At 74.1% G+C, this 19,441-nt stretch carries 17 protein-coding genes and 1 pseudogene; 12 read left to right on the top strand and 6 right to left on the bottom strand.

The window, feature by feature from the left end:
* Positions 1–5 precede the first annotated feature (5 nt).
* From KME80_RS19195 to KME80_RS19180, 4 genes are all read left to right on the top strand, one after another.
* Complete coding sequence (locus KME80_RS19195; RefSeq protein ID WP_219507083.1) at positions 6–1,487, top strand: glycoside hydrolase family 3 protein; 1,482 nt, start codon at positions 6–8, stop codon at positions 1,485–1,487.
* The gene (gene nagA, locus KME80_RS19190) at positions 1,484–2,608 is read left to right on the top strand and encodes an N-acetylglucosamine-6-phosphate deacetylase (protein WP_219507081.1); all 1,125 of its coding nucleotides are present in this window, start codon (positions 1,484–1,486) and stop codon (positions 2,606–2,608) included. Before KME80_RS19195 ends, nagA begins: the two co-directional genes overlap by 4 nt.
* Before the next feature lie 177 nt (positions 2,609–2,785).
* Complete coding sequence (locus KME80_RS19185; RefSeq protein ID WP_308125832.1) at positions 2,786–3,319, top strand: RNA polymerase sigma factor; 534 nt, start codon at positions 2,786–2,788, stop codon at positions 3,317–3,319.
* Positions 3,316–4,242 carry a hypothetical protein gene (locus tag KME80_RS19180; protein ID WP_219507080.1) on the top strand — a complete coding sequence of 309 codons (927 nt, stop codon included), beginning with the start codon at positions 3,316–3,318 and terminating at the stop codon, positions 4,240–4,242. The genes KME80_RS19185 and KME80_RS19180 overlap by 4 nt, the downstream gene beginning before the upstream one ends.
* A gap of 46 nt (positions 4,243–4,288) precedes the next feature.
* On the opposite strand, the gene KME80_RS19175 is transcribed toward KME80_RS19180, so the two are convergent.
* Positions 4,289–5,212, bottom strand: a complete 924-nt coding sequence (locus tag KME80_RS19175; RefSeq protein ID WP_219507078.1) for an aminoglycoside phosphotransferase family protein — start codon at positions 5,210–5,212, stop codon at positions 4,289–4,291.
* A 179-nt stretch (positions 5,213–5,391) separates the two neighbouring features.
* Between KME80_RS19175 and KME80_RS19170 the strand changes: the two genes are divergently transcribed.
* Positions 5,392–5,613 (top strand): hypothetical protein, encoded by a 222-nt coding sequence (locus tag KME80_RS19170; RefSeq protein ID WP_219507076.1) that lies wholly within the window; start codon positions 5,392–5,394, stop codon positions 5,611–5,613.
* Positions 5,614–5,679: 66 nt separating this feature from the next.
* On the opposite strand, the gene sigJ is transcribed toward KME80_RS19170, so the two are convergent.
* Positions 5,680–6,567 (bottom strand): RNA polymerase sigma factor SigJ, encoded by an 888-nt coding sequence (gene sigJ, locus KME80_RS19165; RefSeq protein WP_219507075.1) that lies wholly within the window; start codon positions 6,565–6,567, stop codon positions 5,680–5,682.
* 81 nt (positions 6,568–6,648) lie between these two features.
* A complete protein-coding gene (locus KME80_RS19160) occupies positions 6,649–7,368 on the bottom strand; it encodes a nucleotidyltransferase domain-containing protein (protein WP_219507074.1) in 720 nt (239 codons plus the stop codon).
* A gap of 130 nt (positions 7,369–7,498) precedes the next feature.
* Between KME80_RS19160 and trpB the strand changes: the two genes are divergently transcribed.
* Genes trpB through KME80_RS19145 form a run of 3 tightly spaced genes read left to right on the top strand, consistent with a single transcriptional unit; the run spans position 7,499 to position 10,259 of the window.
* Positions 7,499–8,695: a tryptophan synthase subunit beta gene (gene trpB, locus KME80_RS19155; RefSeq protein WP_219507072.1), complete on the top strand. Its 1,197-nt coding sequence runs from the start codon at positions 7,499–7,501 to the stop codon at positions 8,693–8,695.
* Positions 8,692–9,507, top strand: a complete 816-nt coding sequence (trpA, locus tag KME80_RS19150) for a tryptophan synthase subunit alpha (RefSeq protein WP_219507071.1) — start codon at positions 8,692–8,694, stop codon at positions 9,505–9,507. The genes trpB and trpA overlap by 4 nt, the downstream gene beginning before the upstream one ends.
* Positions 9,504–10,259, top strand: coding sequence for a GntR family transcriptional regulator (locus tag KME80_RS19145; RefSeq protein WP_219507070.1), 756 nt, complete (start codon positions 9,504–9,506; stop codon positions 10,257–10,259). Before trpA ends, KME80_RS19145 begins: the two co-directional genes overlap by 4 nt.
* 25 nt (positions 10,260–10,284) lie before the next feature.
* Here KME80_RS19145 and KME80_RS19140 read toward each other — a convergent pair whose 3' ends face one another.
* A complete protein-coding gene (locus tag KME80_RS19140) occupies positions 10,285–11,451 on the bottom strand; it encodes an erythromycin esterase family protein (protein WP_219507068.1) in 1,167 nt (388 codons plus the stop codon).
* A gap of 91 nt (positions 11,452–11,542) precedes the next feature.
* Here KME80_RS19140 and KME80_RS19135 point away from each other — a divergent pair, with 91 nt between their 5' ends.
* Positions 11,543–12,226, top strand: coding sequence for a TioE family transcriptional regulator (locus KME80_RS19135; protein WP_219507066.1), 684 nt, complete (start codon positions 11,543–11,545; stop codon positions 12,224–12,226).
* 39 nt (positions 12,227–12,265) lie between these two features.
* On the opposite strand, the gene KME80_RS19130 is transcribed toward KME80_RS19135, so the two are convergent.
* Positions 12,266–12,901, bottom strand: a complete 636-nt coding sequence (locus KME80_RS19130) for a hypothetical protein (protein ID WP_219507065.1) — start codon at positions 12,899–12,901, stop codon at positions 12,266–12,268.
* An 81-nt stretch (positions 12,902–12,982) separates the two neighbouring features.
* On the opposite strand from KME80_RS19130, the gene KME80_RS19125 reads away from it, so the two are divergent.
* The gene (locus tag KME80_RS19125) at positions 12,983–15,118 is read left to right on the top strand and encodes an MMPL family transporter (RefSeq protein ID WP_219507063.1); all 2,136 of its coding nucleotides are present in this window, start codon (positions 12,983–12,985) and stop codon (positions 15,116–15,118) included.
* Here KME80_RS19125 and KME80_RS52760 read toward each other — a convergent pair.
* A complete protein-coding gene (locus KME80_RS52760) occupies positions 15,103–17,220 on the bottom strand; it encodes a polyprenyl synthetase family protein (RefSeq protein WP_219507061.1) in 2,118 nt (705 codons plus the stop codon). The genes KME80_RS19125 and KME80_RS52760 overlap by 16 nt on opposite strands.
* A gap of 187 nt (positions 17,221–17,407) precedes the next feature.
* Between KME80_RS52760 and KME80_RS19115 the strand changes: the two genes are divergently transcribed.
* Both KME80_RS19115 and KME80_RS19110 read left to right on the top strand, forming a co-directional pair.
* On the top strand, positions 17,408–17,806 hold the full coding sequence (locus KME80_RS19115) for a YbaB/EbfC family nucleoid-associated protein (RefSeq protein ID WP_219507059.1): 399 nt from the start codon (positions 17,408–17,410) through the stop codon (positions 17,804–17,806).
* Positions 17,806–19,441, top strand: a pseudogene (locus KME80_RS19110) (hypothetical protein); the annotation flags it as partial. The gene KME80_RS19115 and the pseudogene KME80_RS19110, both read left to right, overlap by 1 nt.

Here is a 19,441-nt window from a genome sequence, read left to right as displayed (position 1 = left end):
GTCTCATGGATCACCTCGAACGGCTCGCACACGCCGTACTCTTCCCCGCTCTCGGCCGCCCCGCCATCCCGCGCTGGATCGACGGGCCGGTGGCCGCCGGCCTCGGCGGGTTCGTCCTGTTCGGCAAGGACATCGTCGACCAGGACCAGCTGCGCGGCCTCACCGCCGGGCTGCGCGAGCTCTCCCCCTCCCTGCACCTGGCGATCGACGAGGAGGGCGGCGACGTCACCCGGCTGGAGGCGGCCGGCGGGATCTCCACGCCGGGCAACCTCGCCCTCGGCCGGATCGACGACCTCGACGCGACCAGGGCCTGCGCCCACCAGATCGGGCTCGCGCTGCGCGCCGCCGGGGTGACCTGGGACCTCGCCCCCGCCGTCGACACCGCCGTCAACCCCTTCAGCCCCAACGGCGTACGCTGCTTCAGCGGCATCCGGGCGCACGTGGCCGCGCACGCCGCCGCCTGGATCGAGGGGCTCCAGGCCGCCGGGGTGAGCGCCTGCGCCAAGCACTTCCCCGGCCACGGCCTCAGCGGCACCGACGCCCACCTCGGCACCCCCGACCTCGACCTGAGCCGGGACGAGCTCGTCGACCACTACCTCGACCCGTTCCGCTCGGCGATCGCGGCCGGCGTCGACTCGATCATGGTCTCCCACCCCCGGGTGTCCGCCCTGGACGAGCTTCCGGCGTCGATCAGCGCGCCGGTGATCACCGGCCTGCTCCGCGACGAGCTGGGCTTCGACGGCGTCGTGATCACCGACGCCCTGGAGATGCGCGGCGTGGCCGACGTCGCGCCGCTGGGCGAAGCCGCCGTCCTGGCCCTGCGCGCCGGGGCCGACGCCCTGTGCCTGGGCGCGTGGGCCTACGGCGAGGACGTCAGGACCGCCGCCCACGCCATCGTCGAGGCCGTGCGCACCGGCGACCTCCCCGCCGAACGCCTCGAACAGGCCGCCGACCGGCTGCGGCGCATGGGCCGGCGCGGCGCCCCGGACAGCCCGCTCGACGACGAGGCCGACAGCGGGCTCGGGCTGCGGCTGGCGCGGCGGGCGGCGCGGGTGTCGGGGGACCCGCTGCTGCGCGGGGACGCCACCCTGGTCGTCCGCCTCGAACCGGTCGCCTCACCCGCCTCGGGCGGCGGGCCGGGGAACGTGGAGACGCTGCTGGCCACGCCCGGCCGCACCGTCGAACAGGTGACCGTGGCGGCCGGCACGTACAACGGCCCCGGGATCGTGCACGCGGCCATCTCGGAGTTCCGCGAGCAGTACGGGGCCTCGGGCGACGTGGTGATCCTGGTCAGGAGCCCGCACCGGTTCGAGTGGCAGGCCCCGATCCTCGACCGCATCCTGGCCACCACCCCGGACGTCGTCGTCCTGGACATGGGCTTCCCCCAGCTGGACTTCTCCGCCGCCCGCGGCTGGGTGCGCACGTTCGGCGCCTCCCGGGTCTGCGCCGAGGCCGCCGTCGAGGCGCTCACCGGGAGGCGCGGGTGACCGCCCGGCTCTTCGTGAACGCCCAGCTGGTGCTCGCCGACCGGGTCGAGCCCGGCTGGCTGCGCACCGACGCGGGCCGGATCACCGCCCTCGGGTACGGTTCGCCGTACCCGGCCGGCGGTGCGCCGATCGTGGACGTCGGCGGCGCGTACCTGGCTCCCGGCCTGGTCGACCTGCACTGTCACGGCGGCGGCGGCGCGGCCGTCTACACCGGCGACCCCGCCGACGTGCGCACGGCGGCCGAGGCCCACCTGCGGCGGGGCACCACCGCCATGCTCGGCTCCGTGGCGACGGTCGACCAGCCCCTGATGCGGGCCGCCGCCCGGGCGGTGTGCGAGGCGGCCAGAGATCCCGGCGTGCCCAACCTCGTGGGCGTGCACTTCGAGGGCCCGTTCCTCGCCCCCGCCCGTCGCGGCGCCCAGACCGAGTCGGCGCTGCGCCCGCCGGACCGGACCCTCCTCGAAGACCTCCTGGAGCTCGCCGACGGCCTCCCCACCGTCATGACCATCGCGCCCGAACTGCCCGGAGCGCTCGACCTCATCGCCGCCTACTCCGGCGACTGCGTGTTCGCGATCGGGCACACGGACGCCACCTACGACCAGGTACGCGCCGCCGCCGACGCCGGCGCCCGGCACGTCACCCACCTGTTCAACGCCATGCCCCCGCTCGGCCACCGCACCCCCGGCCCCGTCGCCGCCGCCCTCACCGACCCGCGGCTGACCTACGAACTGATCGCCGACGGGCAGCACGTGCTGCCGCCCGTCCTGGCCCTGGCCACCGGTGACGGCACCCGCGCCGTCCTCGTCACGGACGCCATGGCCGCCGCCGGCCTCGGCGACGGCCGCTACGCCTTCGCCGACCGCACCGTCGACGTCTCCGGCGGCACGGCCCGGCTGGCCGGCACCGACCGCCTCGCCGGATCGACCGCCTTCCTCACCGACTGCGTCCGCCACCTGGTGCGAGCGGCCCGCGTCCCCGTCCACACCGCGCTGCGCATGGCGACCGCCAACCCGGCCGACGTCCTCGACCTCCCCGGACGCGGCGCCCTGGAGCCCGGCCACCGCGCCGACCTCGTCATCCTGGACGCCCACCTGCACCCGCAGACCACCTACCTGGCCTGACCACCCGGGCTCAGCAGACCGGCGGGTGGGTGAGCAGCTCCGGCGGCGCCGCGGCATCCGCTCTGCTGGTCATGCCGCGCGCAGAACAGCGCCACGCGTGGTGATACTCACCCGGCTCGCGACATTTACCGGGTAGATGGTGCATCGTGCATCAGCACGCCACAGAGGAGACGGAGCGTGAGCGATGAGGCCGGCTTCACCCATATGTTCCATGAACACTACGAGGCGGTGCTGCGGTATGCCTGGCGACGGGTGGGTCCGGTGGAGGCCGCGGACATAGCAGCAGAGACGTTCAAGGTGGCCTGGGAGAAGTACCACCGTTTCCCGTCCGGCCAACCCTTGCCCTGGCTGTACGCGACCGCCCGGAACCTCATCTCGAACGCGATCCGACGGGACAACCGGCGAGACGGTCTCCTCTGGGACGGGTCCCTGATGCTCTCCGACGTCGAAGACGACCATGCCGCCGGTGTTGCCGCACGACAGGAAGCGCTGACCGCGTTACGCAGCTTGAGTGAGGCCGACCGGGAGCTGCTGCTGTTGATGTCATGGGAAGGGCTCGACCTGCGCCAGGCGGCGGCGGTGGTGGGCTGTTCACGGCCGACGGCAGCGATGCGGCTGCACCGCGCCCGTAAACGACTGAGCCACCTGCTCTCCAAGGACGCACCACCCATCGCCGACCGGAAGCCGTCTTTCGAGGGGAACAGCCTGTGACCACCGATCTCGAGCAGCTCACCCGATTGCTCCGGGCCCACGACCCAGCCCAGCACGTGCAGGCCAGGCCGGGCGATCTCACCGCAACTCTGGACGCCATTCTCGGGGACTCCGCCTCGGCCGCTGCCACGCCACGACGTCGCTGGATCCGGCGCCGGTGGCTCGCCCTCGCTCCCGTGGCGGCCGTTCTGGTGGGTTTGGCGACCGCTCTGCCGGTCCTCCTGCAGCCGCAGGAGGTGGGGCCGTTCGTCGTGGGACCGGCCAAGGCGCTGGCGTTCGCCGAGAACGGCGACTACATCAACGTGCGGATCGTGGACCCCGACGCCGACCCTCGGCGCTTTCGCGAGGACTTCGCCGCGCACGGCCTGAACGTCACCCTGACCATGAAGCCCGCCTCGCCGAGCCTGGTCGGCACGCTCGTTTCGGTGTCCGCTCCCCAGCGGAGAGTGACCTTCCATCCCGACGGGTTCACCATCGACGGCGAACCCGACGACAACCGCATCAAACTCATCGAAGGCGCTGACTGCAGCCGGAGGTGGTGCCAGGCCGGCGTGAGCATTCCCGCCGACCTGCGCAGTCCGTTCGAGCTCGTTTTCGGCCGCCCCGCCCGCCCTGGGGAGAGGTACGAGATCACTGGTGATCCCGTGGCGCGTGGCGAGGTTCTGGAAGGGGCGGAACCGGCCAATCACACGGTGGCCGAGGTCAAGGCCCTGCTACGGGAGCGGGGTGCCATCGTCGAGTCCTACCACCAGGCCCCTCCTGAACCGCGTCCCCGTGACGGCGCCGGATGGGACTTCTCGGCGCACGTCCTGCGACCGGAAAGTGTCCCTGATGACTGGTACGTGCACGAGGTGTTCGGCGGCCACGCGCCGAACACGGTCGGACTTGTCGTGGCCCCTCGGCCTACGGCCAACCCTCATTGAGCATCGCAGTTTGCTGCTCCTGGTTCCGCGCGATCAATCGTGCTGATCAGCGTCGGTGCAGCAGGGTGGTGGCGATGGCGACCTGGGCGGGTTCGAGGGTGGGCTTGCCGTCCTCGATGTCCCACAGGGCGTTCTGCAGCACGCGGCCGAGGGTCCAGCCGACTGCGCGGCTCCGGTCGAGGCCGAGCGTCTCGGTCAGCAGGTCGAAGCGGCGCAGCACCGCGCGAGGCACGTCGCCGGTCGCCTCCACCTGCTCCCACCGGTTGTCCAGGGCGGGCAGCAGCTCGAACCCCGGGTCGCCGGCCAGCGGTTCGGGGTCGATGGCCAGCCACGGCTCCCGTTCGCCGGCCAGGATGTTGTCGTAGTGCAGGTCCCAGTGCAGGAGGCGGTCGCCGGGCTCGCCGATCAGTTCGGCCACGGCGGACGCGCAGGTGCGTACCAGCCGCTGCTCGTCGGGGTCGCGCAGTGCGGGGACGGCCTGCGGCGCCTGGTCGAGCATGGCCGCGGCGATGCCGGACAGCCGGCGCAGGTCTCTGGGGGCGGGGACCGAGGTCAGGCGGGCCATCAGGTCGGCAAGGATCCGCATGGCGGCGTCGTCGTCGGCCACCGATGAGAGCGTACGGGTCGCGTCCAGGCGTTCCAGCAGTTGGGTGCCGCTCTGCTCGTCATGGTCGAGCAGGCGCACGATGCCGTTGCCGTTCCAGGCCCGCAGTCCGGCGGCGGCGCCGGCGGTCTCCTCCCGGAGCTGCTGGAGCTTGAGGACGGCGGGCGTCCCGTCGGGCTGGCGTACGGGGAAGACCAGCGAGGCCATGCCGTACGCGGCGGGGCCGTCGGGCCGCAGCCGCCAGCGGTCCAGGAACTCGCCGCCCAGGCGTGGCAGTCCGGCGAGCCAGGCGCGGGCGTCGGCGTTGTTCGCTCCGTAGGAGGCGGCGAACTGGTCGGGGACCTCGATGGAGGCCGACGTGGTCATGAAAGGGATCTCCTTCGTGGATTCGGGTCACATGGCGACGAACGAAGGAGATCACGGAGGGGCCCGGTCGCTGGGCCGGCGTCAAAGCATGGACCCAGCCTACCGCGCGCCGCGCTTGTGGTGCGATCGCACCACGCACGTGTTATGGTTCGAACGAACCACAAAAGGAGACGAAGCGCATGAAGTACGTGACCGTGCTGATCATCGGCATGTTGCTGCTGGTCCTGGGGGCCCAGGGCGCCATCCGGCTGCTGGCCGACCATGACAACGCCGGGTTGCTCGGCCGGCTGCCCGGCGGGTTCGGGGTGTGGCTCGCCTGCTACGTGGCCGCCGCCGTCGCAGGAGCCCTCCTGGCCGGCTGGGGCAGCAAGCACGCGAAGCTGAGCGGACGCGGACGGTGACCCGGCCGTACGGCAGTGCGGACGACACGCCTGACCCTCACCCACGCCGGCCCCGGCCCCCAGGGGTCATGGCTCCAGGCGGGTGAGGTCGAGGCGGGCGAGGCGGTCGGGGTCGGACAGGATGTCGATCGTGGCGAGCTTGCCCTCGGAGATGGTGAAGCTCATGACGGAGATGAGCTGGTCGTCGACGGTGTTGACCAGGCCGGCCAGGCCGTTGACGAGCGCCGGGTGGGTGGTGCTGGAGGTGGCCATGCGCTGGAAGGTGGCGAGCTGGCCGGCCACGGCGGCGACGCCGCGGATGACCTTCATGCCGCCGGTGAGCACGCCGCCGTCGGCGCGCAGGACCACGTCGGGGTCGAGGATGGAGACCAGGGCGGCGAAGTCGCCACCGCGGGCGGCGGTGAGGAAGGCGTCGACGACCCGGCGCTGGCTGTTCAGGTCGGGGTCGGGGTTCGGGGCCGCGCCGCGGACGCGCTGGCGGGCGCGGCTGGCGAGCTTCTTGGCCGCCACGGGGGTGCGGTCGACGATGGGCGCGATCTGCTCGAACGGCAGGCCGAACATGTCGTGCAGCACGAACGCCAGCCGTTCGGCGGGGCTCAGCGACTCCAGCACGACCAGCAGCGCCAGGCCGACCGAGTCGGCGAGCAGCACTTCCTGCTCCGGGTCGGTGGCGTCCGTGCTGCTGATCACCGGGTCGGGCAGGCGCTCCTCCAAGGACTCCTCGCGCCGGGACTTGCGGGTGCGGAGCATGTCCAGGCACACCCGGCCGACCACGGTGGTCAGCCAGCCGCCCAGGTTGTCGATGTCACCCGAGTCCGAACGCGCCAGCCGCAGCCACGCCTCCTGCACCGCGTCCTCGGCCTCGCTCAGCGAGCCCAGCATGCGGTAGGCGACGGCCTTCAAATGGGGGCGGTGTCCCTGGAACTGGTCGGCCAGGAAGTCAGGGGAGGTCATCGGTCGCGTTCCTCTCGTCTCAGTCACATCACAACAGGTGACGTATCCAACCAGCGAAAGGTGACCGCGTACGCCTCGGCGTCAGTCCAGCGTGTCCTCCACGAGGTCGAGGTAGGCGTGCCCGGCGGCGAGGTCGCCGGGCCGGTCGAGCGGCGTGAAGCCGTCCAGCAGCCGGCGCAGCGCGGCGAGGTGGTCCCGCCACGAGGCCCCCGGCGAACCGCCGAGGAACTCGATCAGCTGAGCGGTCCCGGGTGAGCGGCGGGCGATCCGCTTGCCCGCGATCGGGATCATCACCAGCCGCGCCACCTGGTGGTCGACCGGCCGCTTGGGCGTGGGGGTCTCTCGCTCGCCTGCGGCGAGCAGGTCGGCGAAGGCGGCGGGGAGCCGGTCGAAGCCGCGCCGGTCGAGGACGACCGTGCTGTCGGCGGGCCAGCCGGCCCGCGAACTCGGGTGGACGTGCCAGTCGACGCAGAGCGGGAGTCCGTCGATGATCTGGTACGCGCTGAACGCCCTGGTGCCGCGCGGCCCGTTCTGCCGGGCGTCGAAGGCGGCCGTCATGGTCCCCGGGCCGGTGGGGAGGCGGCCGGGCAGCGCGTAGTCGTCGAGGAGCGGATCGTCGACGACCACGAGCAGGTCGACGTCGCTCCAGTCGTCGGCCCGGCCCGCGCCGAGCGACCCGACCAGGGCGGCCCCGGCCACCGCGGGATCGTCGCGGAGCCCCGCGGTCGCGGCGGTGAGCCAGCGGGACCGGATGCCGGCGAGGCGGGGAGCGGGCGGCGCCGTGCCGCTGTTCGTGCTCATCGAGGGCCACTCCAGCATCTCGGGCGCGACGACGGCAACCGGTTAACGGGGCCGTGGTGGCGTCCCAGGGCGATCGGTGTCACACTGTTCTAGAACTCACTGAAGAGTTATAGAACGATCGGAGCTAGACATGCGTGATCTGCTGCCCTGGCGCGAGCCGGTCCCGCAGGGCGCGACGACGGACGCCCGGGGGCGGTTCGGCGCGTACGGCGGGCGCTACGCGCCCGAGTCCCTGGTGGAGGCGTGCCGCGAGGTGGACGAGGCGTTCCGGGAGGCGTGGGCGGATCCCGGGTTCCGGGGCCTGCTGGCGCGGCTGCTCGCCGTGCACGCCGGGCGGCCGACGCCGCTCACCCCGGCCCGCCGCCTGTCGGAGGCGCTGGGGGTGGAGCTGTACCTGAAGCGCGAGGACCTCACCCACACCGGGTCACACAAGATCAACAATGTGCTGGGCCAGGCCCTGCTCGCCACCCGGATGGGACGGCGCAGGCTGATCGCCGAGACCGGCGCCGGGCAGCACGGCGTGGCCACCGCGACCGCCGCCGCGCTGCTCGGCCTGCGGGCCACGGTCTTCATGGGCGAACGCGACATCGAACGCCAGGCGCTCAACGTGTTCCGCATGCGCATGCTGGGCGCCGAGGTCGTCCCGGTGACCTCGGGCAACCGCACCCTCAAGGACGCGACCAGCGAGGCCATGCGCCACTGGGTGGGCGCGACCGGCGACTCCCACTACTGCATCGGCTCGGTCGTCGGGCCGGACCCGTACCCGTGGATGGTCAGGGAGTTCCAGCGGGTCATCGGCGACGAGGCGCGCGCGCAGTGCGCGGCCGAGCTGCCGGCCGGCGTGCCGGATCACGTGGTCGCGTGCGTCGGCGGCGGCTCGAACGCGGCCGGCACGTTCGCCGGCTTCTCCGGCACCTCGGCGCGGCTGGTCGGGGTCGAGGCGGACGGCGGCGCCGGGGCGAGCCACGGCCGGCTCGGCGTCCTGCACGGCTGCCGCTCGCTGTTCCTCCAGGACGGCGACGGGCAGATCGTAGAGCCGCACTCCATCGCCGCCGGGCTCGACTACCCGGGCGTCGGCCCCGAGCACGCCCACCTGCGCGACCTGGGCCGGGCCCGCTACGTCACGGTGACCGACGACGAGGCGGTTGCGGCGGCGGTGCGGCTGGCGCGTACGGAGGGCATTCTCCCGGCGCTCGAGTCGGCGCACGCCCTCGCCTGGGTGATCCGCGCGGCGGCGGACGGCGAGCTGGCCGCCGGCTCGACGGTGCTGATGACGCTGTCCGGCCGCGGCGACAAGGACGTCTCCACCCTGAAGGAGCTGCTGTGACGAACCCGACCCTGACCGCCGGAGCGGTCGAGCGCCACCTGAGAGCCCGCCGCGCCACCGGCCGCGGCCTGCTCATGCCGTACGTCACGGGCGGGATCGCGCCCGGCTGGACCGGCTACCTGCGGGCGTTCGCCGACGCCGGGGCGGACGCGATCGAGCTGGGCCTGCCGTTCTCCGACCCCACGCTGGACGGCGCCACCATCCAGCAGGCGAGCGACGCGGCGCTGGCCCGCGGGGCGAGCACGCGCCGCATCCTCGCCGACCTGGCCGAGGTGCGCGACCTGGGCGTGCCGCTGGTCGCCAGCACCTACTACAACCTGGTGCTCAACGACGGCCCCGAGGCGTTCTGCGCCGCGCTGCGTCGGGCCGGCGTCAGCGGCCTGATCGTGCCCGACCTGCCGGTGCACGAGGCGGACGAGCTGGCGGACGTGGCCGCCGACGCCGGGATCGAGCTGGCCCTGCTGGCGTCCCCGACAACCCCGCGGCCACGGCTGGCGCGGATCTGCGAGCGCAGCCGCGGCTTCGTCTACGCCGTGTCGCTGATGGGCACCACCGGCGAACGGGCCGCCCTCGCCGCCTCGGCGGCCGGGCTCACCGCGCGGATCAGGCACGTCAGCGACCGGCCGGTCTTGCTAGGCTTTGGCATCTCCACCCCGGACCAAGCACGCGAGGCCCGCCGGCACGCCGACGGCGTGGTGGTCGGCGCCGCCGTCATGCGGCGGGTGCTCGACGGGGCCGGGCCGGACGACCTGCGGGCCTTCCTCACGAGCCTGCGGCAAGCCCTCGACCAGGAGTGTGACCGACCCCGATGACCTCCGACGCCGGGCACGAGGCGAGATACCGCGCCATCGCCGCCGACCTCGCCGCGAAGATCCGGTCGGGACACTACGCCCCCGGCACGGCCCTGCCGCCGCAACGGGAGCTGAGCGCCTCCTACGGGGTGACCCTCATGACGCTGCGCCAGGCGTTGCGTGAGCTGAGCGACGAGCGGCTGATCGTGCAGCAGCCCGGCAAGGGCACGTTCGTCGCCCCGCCCCACCTGGGATACCAGCTCGACTCGCTCCGCAGCCTGGCCGACGACCTGCGCAAACAGGGTCACGACGTACGCACCTCGGTGGCCGGGCGGGCGGTGCGCCGGGCCCCCGCCCACGTCGCCGCCGAGCTGCGGCTGCGGCCCGGCGACTCGGCACTGCGGCTGGAGCGGGTCCGCGAGTTCGCCGGGCGCCCGGCCGTGCACCAGGTGTCGTGGGTGCGGCGGCCGGTGGCCGACGGGATCCGCGACCGCGACTTCACCGCCGTCTCCCTCTACACGGCGCTCGCCGACGCCGGGGTGACGGTCGCGCGGGCGTCGGAGGTGGTGCGGCCCGGCGTGCTCGACCCCGCCGCCGCCCGTCACCTGCACGAGCCGGAGGGCAGCCCGGTGCTCGTCAGCACCCGCGTCACGTTCACGCTCGACGGCACGCCCGTGGTGGCCGACCACGCCACCATCCTCGGCAGCATGATGGAGATCCGCACCGAACGGGCCGCCACCGGCCTCTCCCTCACCTGGGGCCCCGCGAGCTGACCGGCGTCCGGCCGGGGGAGCCTGGTCAGTCGAGGACCTGGAGGTCCACGGCCTTCTTGAGGAAGACGATGCCGTCGATCAGGCCGAGGTGGGCCGGGTCGAGGGAGAAATAGGCGAAATCGCGGGAGACGCGCTTGTCCGGGGCCGGGACGGCCTCGGCGAAGCGGCGGGCGTCGACGAGGGCGTGCTCCCACGGGAGCGTGGACAGCAGCCCCTCCACGGTGTCCGGGGACGGGGTGTCGTCGCCGACCGCGCCGAAGGCCGTGGCCAGGAACGCGTAGCGGTCGCCCAGATCCGTCGCGGCGAGCGCGCCCGCGCTCCACCATTGCAGCTCGTGGTCGCCGAAGGACATGAGGCTCTTGTGCCGTTGCAGGTGCAGGTTGCTGGCGTAGACGAGGACCGGGCCCCGGGCGGCGATGGCGCGCAGGTTGTCGGCCATCATCGCGTCCCGCAGGGCCGACAGCCGGGCCCACCGGGTCGGCGCCGTGTCGGCCATCCAGTGGTGGTAGCGGAGCAGGCCGACGGCGGTGCGCCCGTACAGGGCCGCCAGCTCCCGGTCGGCGGCGCTCAGCGCCGGCGCCTGGGTGGCGAGCAGCGCCACCAGGTCGTCGGCGATCACCCGTAGCCGGTGGGCCTCGGCGGACTGGCCGATCGACCGGGACGGGTCCATGGCCGCGGCCTCGTCCGACCACCGCTCGTCCGCGCCCAGCAGCGCGTCGAGGGTCTCCGCGGTGCAGGGGAGCGGGCCGTCCAGGAGGGCGTGCAGGCCGGTGAGGGCCTGCCGGGGGCTCGCCGCCCAGTACTCCAGGGGGCCGTCGAAGCCGAAGAACCGCACCTTCTCGTCGTGCTCCTCGTTGTAGGCGCGCATCCAGCGGACGAGCTCGCGATTGGCCGGGACCGTGCCGAACCGGTGGCTGAAGCCGCGCTCCATGACGTCGTCGAGCGTGCCCGCGCCCGTGGTGACGTAGTCGTCGACGAGCAGGCCCATGAGGCAGTCGCTCTCCAGGGCGAACGCCCGGTAGCCCTCGTGCTCCACCAGATGCCGGAAGATCTCGTTGCGCGCCTCGCCCAGCTCGTTCACGAAATGCCTGGCCTCGCCCAGCCCCAGCAGCAGGGGCCGGGCGGGCAGCGAACGGAGGAACGCCGAGACGCCCGCGCCGTCGAGCGGCCGGGCCATGTCCTTGAAATCCATGCCTTCGACGGTATCGTTGAACAGCCGGTGTAAACTTTCGCGCGAAATTCCGGGACCTGTGCGGGATGGACCTTCAAACGGTGATGCATCCATGAGGCCGGTGGACCTGGCGCGCGAGCACGGCCTGTCCACGCAGGCGATCAGAAACTACGAGGACGCCGGCATCCTGCCCGCCGCCGGGCGCACCGCCCACGGCTACCGCGCATACACGCCGCTGCACGCCGAGGCGCTGCGCGCGTTCCTCGCCCTCGTGCCGGGGCACGGCCACCAGACGGCCACGTCGATCATGCAGGCGGTCAACCGGGGGGCCGTCGAGGACGCGCTGCTGCTCGTGGACGAGAGCCACGGGCTGCTTCTCGACGACCGCCGCACGCTCCAGGCCGTCGAGGCGGCGCTGCGGGATCTGGCGCCCGTGCCGCAGGAGCGCGGCGACACGTTCATCGGCCCGCTGGCCAGGAAGCTCGGCCTGCGGCCCGCCACGCTGCGCAAGTGGGAGAAGGCCGGGATCGTCCGGCCGCGCCGCGACCCGCTGACGGGCTACCGGGTCTACGGCGCGGCCGACGTACGGGACGTGCGGCTGGCCCACCAGCTCAGGCGGGGCGGCTACCTGCTGGAACAGATCGCCCCGCTGATCGCGCAGGTCCGCGCCGCCGGAGGCGTCGCCCCGCTGGAGTCGACGCTGCGCGAGTGGCAGGCCCGCCTGTCAGCGCGGGGCCGGGCCATGCTTAGCGCCGCCGCCGCGCTGGACGCCTACCTCCGCGCCCGGGAAGCCTGACCCGGGCGGGGCGGCGGACGAGCAGGCCGGTCGCCGGGGTCAGGTGAAGGAGATCTGGCCCGTGCCGGTGAGCTGGGTGAATCCGGCGGCGGTCGTGCACTGGTTCAGGTCGGAGGTCATGGTGCCGCTGCCGCTGAAGGTGCGGCCCTTGAGCCGGCCGGAGGCGACGGTGCCGCTCAGCAGGTTGTCGGCCAGGGTGGCGCTGCCCGGGTGCGAGGCGGTGAGCGTGGAGGTGCCCACGCTCGTGCCCTGGCCGTTGCGCCAGGTGGCGGTGCCGGTCGCGGTCAGGTCGGCGACGCCGCGGCAGCTCGCGGTGGCGCTGCCGCTCACCTCCAGCCGCCCCGACTTGATGTCGGTGATCGTGCCCGAAGGCGAGGTGCAGTTCTCCAGGAGGAGGACGCCCTGCCCCTCGGTGTGCCGCGCCGCCGCGTCGCGCAGCGCGGGGGTGAAGGCGATGGGGTGCTTGGGCGCGGTGCGCACGTCGCACTTCAGCACGGCCGCGGCTGCCGCCGCCGGTTGCGCCGCCGGGCGGGCCACCTGCCGGGCGACCTGCCGGGCGACCTGCCGGGCGACGGTCTCGGCGGAGCCGGTGGAGGCCAGGAACGGCACTGCGAGACCGGCGACGACGACCGCGACGGCGAGACCGCGAACGCGGCCGGGACGTGACTGGGACACGCATCCTCCCAATAACTATCTGGAGCTGATTGACTACTCTCTGTAACACGCTTTTGGCTCCGCTTACCAGGAGGCGGCATCGTGGTGGTGTCCTCACACGCGTCGGCCGGCGAGTCGGCCGCCGAGCGCCGGGAGCGTCGCTCGCTCTGGTGGCGGCTGGGCGTGCTGGCGGCGCGCCGCCGCCGGGTGATCCTCGCCGCGTGGCTGGCGCTCGTGGCCGGGTCGGCGGTGCTGGTCCCCGGCCTCGTCGAACGCTCGGCCGCGCCCGCCGTCCGGGTCGAGGGGTCGGGCTCGGCCGACGCCGCGCGGCTGTTGCAGCAGGGCTTTCCGCAGCTCGGCGGCGAGCAGATGCTGATGGTGTTCGCCTCCGCGACGCTCACCGACGCCGACGGCCCCTACCAGCGGGCCCTCCACGACGCTACGCGCGCCGTGGCCGCCCGGCCCCTGGTGGGCGGGGTCCGGCTGCTGCCCGCCGTGCCGGGGCAGGACCGGCGGCGCGTGTACGCGCTCCTCGGCGTCAACGGCGACCAGCGGGCCAGGCAGGAGGCGCTGCCGTCGCTGCTGCGCGCGGCCGGTGACGCGGCCGGGCGGGCCTCCGGAGGGCGCGTCGAGGTGCACGTGGTGGCCGAGGGCGCGCTGCTGACCGTGGTCAAGCAGGCCGACCTGGCCGACCTCCGGCGGGCCGAGCTGCTGGCCGTGCCGCTGTCGCTGCTGGCGCTGGCGGCCGGGCTGGGCGCGGTCGGGGCGGCCGTGGCGGTGCTGGCGGTGGCCGGGGCGGTGACCGTGACGTGCCTCGGCCTGCTGGGCGCGGCGAGCCTGCTGGGCGTGACGGTCAACACGTTCATGCTCGCCGTGGCGGCCACCGTCGGGCTGGGGCTCGGCCTCGACTACGCGCTGCTGATCCTGCTGCGCTACCGCCGGTCGCGGGCCGCCGGGCACGACCGGCATGACGCGGCCGGGGCCGCGGTGGCCACCGCCGGGCGCACGGCGGCCTGGTGCGCGCTAGGGGTGGCGCTCACGTCGGCGGCGCTGCTGGTCGTCCGCACGCCCATGATCCGCACCATGGCGGTGGCGGTCAGCGTGACGGCCGTGGTGGCGGCCGCAGTCGCCGTCACGCTGCTACCGGCCCTGCTCGTGGCCGCCGACAGGTGGCTGCTCCGCCGCCGCGCCGCCGCTCCGGCGGGCGGTGACGGCTGGGCGCGATGGGCCCGGCACCTCATGCGCCGTCCCGTCGCCTACACGCTGGCCTGCTCCGGGGCGCTGCTGCTGGCCGCCGCCCCGCTGACCGGGGTGCGTCTCGGCTTCGACCTGGACCGGCCGGCGCTCGCGGGCACCGACTTCGCGCGCGGCCTGGCGCACATGGAGGCCGACGGCATCGCCTCGGGCCTGGCCGTCGTGCTGCCGCACCCCGCCGGCACGCCGCCGGTCGACACCTTCGCACTGGTCGCCGCGCTCAAGGACGACGCCAGGGTGTCGCTGGCCACCTCGGTCGACAACGGCCGCGACCTCACCGTGGTGACCGTCTTCACCCGGACCAGCCTCGACGACCCGGCCACCACCGAGCTGGCCCGGCAGATCACCGGGCGGCTCGCGCCCGCGACGCTGCCGCCCGGCCAGCGGGTGTACGTGACCGGGCCCACGGTGATCTTCGCCGATCTCATGGACGAGACCGCCGCCCAGCTCGGCACCGTGATCCCGCTGGTGCTGGGCTGCTCGCTGGTGTTCCTGCTGGTGACGTTCCGCAGCGTCGTGCTGCCGGTCAAGGCCGTCGTGATGAACCTGCTGGCCGTCCTCGCCGCGTTCGGCCTGCTGACCCTGGCCACCCGCCACTTTCCCGGCCTGGTCGGCGGCGAGGTCGACACGCTGGTCCCGCTGCTGGCGTTCACGCTGGTGTTCGGCCTGTCGATCGACTACGAGATCTTCCTCATCCATCGCGTCGCCGAGCACTACCAGGCCCACGGCGACAACACCGCCGCCGTGGCCGACGGCCTGACGCACACCGCCAGGCCGATCACCGTGGCCGCCGCCTGCATGGTCGCCACGTTCGCGGCGCTGCTCACAGCCGACAGCCGCCATCTGGTGCAGCTCGGGCTCACGGTCGCGGTCGCGATCGTGATCGACGCGACCGTCATCCGGCTGGTCCTCGTACCGGCGCTCATGCGGCTGTTCGGCGACCGCAACTGGTGGCTGCCGTTCGCGCGTCACTCGTCCAGGTGACGGCTGGCCGCGTACAGGCCGAGAGCCCGGATCATGACCGTGTGGTGGTTGACCGGCAGCAGGGCCTGCAGCGGACGCCACGCCTGGTCGACGGCCGTGCGCGCGTCGGCCAGGCTCGCCCCGGTGGCGCCGCAGCGGTCCACGGCGCGGGCGACCTCGGCCGCCGCGACCGGGTCGGCGCCGCCCGCCCGGACGATCTCCCACACCTCCCGCAGCCGGTCGCGCGGCAGCCTCGCGACCGCGTGGGCGAGCGGGTAGGTGACCTTGCCCTCGCGGATGTCCTCGCCGGGGAGCTTGGCGACGCGTGCGCCAGGACGGCCGTCCGCGACCAGCACCGCCCGCAGGTCGGCCACGTCGTCGGTGATCTGGTACGCCAGCCCCACGGCCTCGAAGTACGCGCTGACGGCGTCCAGCAGCTCGCCCCGGGCGCCGCCGAGGATCGCGCCGAACTCGCCCACGCCGCGCACCATCCCGCCCGTCTTGAGCCGGTGCGTGGTCCGCACCCGCTCCAGCACGGCGGCGGCGTCACCGGTGGCCACGGCGAGCTCCATCACGTCGTGGTGCCCGGCGATGTCGAGTGCCTGACCGGCGTGGTTGCGCCGCATGCCGTCGAGGTACGCCTGGTAGAGCCGCAGCCGCCGGTCCGGGTCGCCGGGCAGCAGATGGCGTGCTACCTGGTCGAAGACCAGATAGGTGTGGGTGCCGGTGTTGATGGCGGTGGCCTGCCCGAACACCGTGTGGACGGCGGGCCGGCCGCGCCGCGTCGGCGCGTTGTCCTCGACGTCGTCCACCATGAGGCTGGCGGTGTGCATCAGCTCGACGAGCGCCGCCAGCGCCCGGTAGTGGCGGCTGTCGACGCCCTGCATCTCCATCGCGGCGAGCGCGGCGTAGCTGCGCCAGCCCTTGCCCATCGCGTCGGCCAGGTGGCGGACGGGCGCGACCAGCGCGCGGTGCAGCGGCCCGGCGACGGCCTCGACCGGCCAGGAGCCGGCGGGGGAGAGGCCGGCCAGCGTGGCGATGGCGTCCGGGTCGGGCTCGTCGGGATACAGGCGTACGACCTCGGCGTGGGTGATGTCGCGCAGCCGTTCGACGTGCCCTTCGAAGTCGGTGATGCGGTGGTCGGGCTGGATCTCCAGCCAGCCGGCGCCGCGCACCGGCTCGCCGCCCAGCTCGCCGTCGGCCGTGACGGCGGCGTCGAACAGGGCGCCCAGCCCGAACGCCGCCTGGCGCTCCTGCTCCGGGAAGCAGGCGGTCACCCGCAGCGACAGGCCGGCGCCGGGTGCCTCGATCCGCCAGACGACCGGGTAGGCGTGCAGCGTCGTCGTGGAGATCCAGCTCTCGCCGGGGACCAGCGTGACGGGGCTGCCGACGCGGGTGCCGTCGGGCGCCACGAGCAGCAGCCCGTCGTCGGCGGCCACCACGTCCCACCCGTTGTCCAGGTGCACGGCGATCCGCGCGTGGCCGTCCCGCGCCGGGGCGGGCCCGTGCCGGTACAGGGCGATCCCGGTCAGCGGGACGGGTGGGTGCTCCGGCCGCCGCCAGGTCGCCTCGACCGCGAGGCGGGTGACGAGCTCCGCGCCGGACGCCGCCACGGCCGGCTTGAGCGGGCGCGCGGTCAGCTCCCACTCGTCGCCGTCGCCGCGCAGCACGACGCGGCAGCCGTCGTCCCCGGCCGCCCGCAGCTCGGCGACGCCCCCGAAGTCGAGGCCGGTGCGATCGTCCGCCACGCGGGCCGGGCCGGGCAGCAGCCGGGCGGGAAGGATCGGCCGCCCGCCCGCGCACGCCTCGCGCACCGCCTCGCCGATGCGCGGGTCCCACCCGTCGGCCGCCTCCTGTCGCGTCAGCTCGACCCCGCCGTCGTCGCACCAGGTGAAGGCCCGGTACGCGGGCTGCCCGGGCTCGCACGTCGCCCACTCGCACCCGTGGGCGACCAGCGGGCCGCCGCCGGGGCGGGTGGCGCGCCGGACCTGGAAGCCGGCCGTCAGCCGGTGCTCGACCCCGCCCTCATCACGCAGCACGGCGGCGAAGCGCCACTCCTCGTGATCGAGACGGGGGCCGGGAAGCGTCTGCGTGCCCGTCTCGACGATCGGCTCAACCCCCACGGCGTCCACCCTTCAGGTCGGTGACGATACGCATGCGTACCGTTGCTCACCGTCATGATGAGGGATGTCATGCCGTCGCTGCCACCGGATCGGCCCGGTCCGCGCCCGTACTCGACAAATCCCACAAAACCGGGGAAACGATGGTAATTGTGGGACTGGTGTTGCAGACGGGACATGAGGGATACACATGCCGACAGACGAGCCGTGGCGGCTGCTGGAGCAACTCGTCCAGGAGGTCAACCAGCAAACCGAACAGCTCGGCAGGATGCGCGAGCGGGCCCGGGAGCTGTCGGCCACGGCCACGTCGAGGGACGGACTGGTCACCGTGACCGTCGGCCCGCGCGGCGAGGTCCGGTCCATCGAGTTCGACCCCCGCGTCTACCGCAGGCTGTCGCCCTCGGAACTGTCCGCCGTGCTCGTCGAGCAGATCGGGCGGGCGACCACGCAGGTGTCCGACGAGATGAAGGAGCTGATGGCGCCGTTCGTGCCGGACCTCCCGTTCGAGGACCTGTTCGGCGACGGCACGGACCTCGACGCGTTCCTCCCCGGTGCCGGCCCGGCGCAGCCGCGGGGGGACGCGCGCTGATGGGGCTGGACCTCAGCCTGGTGCCCGACGTGGTCAAGCCGCTGGCCATGCCGTTGACCGGCGGCGCGTTCCCCGGGGCCGACGTCGGCGGGCTCCTCGCCGAGGCGCAGGCGCTGGAGCGGCTGGCGGACCTGCTGGCCGGGATCAAGGCCGAGGACGCCGGCGCGGTCACCCGGCTGTTACGCAGCGGGGAATGGGAGGGCGTCGCCAAGGAGGCGTTCGAGAAGGCCTTCGAGTCCCTCGGCGGCGAGGCAGGCTCCGTCTCCGGCGAAGCGGTGCTCGACGTGCTGGAGCGGGCGCTGCGCGACGAGGCGGAGGCCCTGCGCACGCACGGCGTGCGGATGCAGCACGCCGAGTGGATGATCTACGCGGCGCTGGCGCTGCTCGGCGTGATGATCGTCAGGCTGCTGGTGTGGATCTACGTCAACGGCCCGGCCGTCCTCGCGCTGATCAGGCACCACACGCTGATGACCCAGGTGAGCATCCAGACGATCAAGCGGCTCATGCTGATGAACACGCTGAAGTTCGCCGGGATCATGGGCGGCCTGGACCTCGGCGTACAGGTGGCCCAGCAGCTCTGGGGCGACCGCGAGGCGGGGGACTTCGACCTCGCCTCGCTGGCGATGTCGACCGGCAGCGGCGCCCTCACCGGCGTGCTGTTCGGCGGCGCGAACGCCGCCCTCTCCCGCCTGCTGAGCAAGCAGATGGTGTACGTCGCGTCCCGGGCGGAGCTGGCCGTCCGCGACAAGATCGTGGCGATCGGGCAGAGCATGTACGGCCAGGCGCTGCTGGGCGGGGCGGCGGGCACCGCCGGGGCCGTCCCCGCACTGGCGGCCAGCGGGCAGCTGGACGCCTCGCACCTCGGCTACGCGTTCATCTCCGGCGTGGCGGGCGGGCTCGACGTCCCGGCGTCGGCCCGGGTGAGCTACCTGCCGATGGCGGCCATCGGCGAGATCGGCGGCCCCGCGCACCCGGCCGGCGATTCACCGCCACCCGCCCGGCCCGCCCTCGGGGAGACCTCGCTCGCCGGGGCCGCCCACGCCGACACCGCCCCGCCGCCCGCCCCCAGAGCCCCGGACGACGCCGGACCGCAGGTGCTCCCGAACGGCGCCCTCGCCGGCGAGGTCGTCCGGCGCCACGACACGCCGCTGCCCCCCGCCGATCGTGCCGCGCCGACGCGCCCCCCGCACCAGCCGCCCGGTGACCGCGCACCGCAGCCCCATCCCGGCGACCGCACCCCGCACACCCGCCCGGCCGAGCGGGCCCCGCAGGACCGCCCGGCCGAGCGGGCCGCGCAGGACCCGCCGGGGGAGCGGGCCCGCAACCTGCCGGCCGAGCGCGCCCCGCAGAGCCTTCCCGCCGAGCGGACCCCGTACAGCCAGAGCGCGGCCACCACCGCCCGCGCCGATGCCGCGGGCCCGGGGGAGCTTCCGCGCGCCTCCCTGGTCCCGGCCACCGTCCCGGCGACGATCGTCGCGTCCCCCGAGACCGCCACCGGCGGCGAGCCAGGACCGGAACGGCCCGAACACCCCCGCGCGGACACACCCCCACCGGCACGCGACCAGAACCCGCCCCCACCCGCCCCCCGGCCGGAACCGGCAGCCCCCGCCACACCCCGCGACCAACCGGAAGCGG

It is taken from the genome of Nonomuraea ceibae (assembly GCF_019396325.1).
Taxonomy (GTDB): Bacteria; Actinomycetota; Actinomycetes; order Streptosporangiales; family Streptosporangiaceae; genus Nonomuraea; species Nonomuraea ceibae.
The sequence above is the reverse complement of the archived record's forward strand: the minus strand, read 5'-3'. Positions and strand labels throughout refer to the sequence as shown.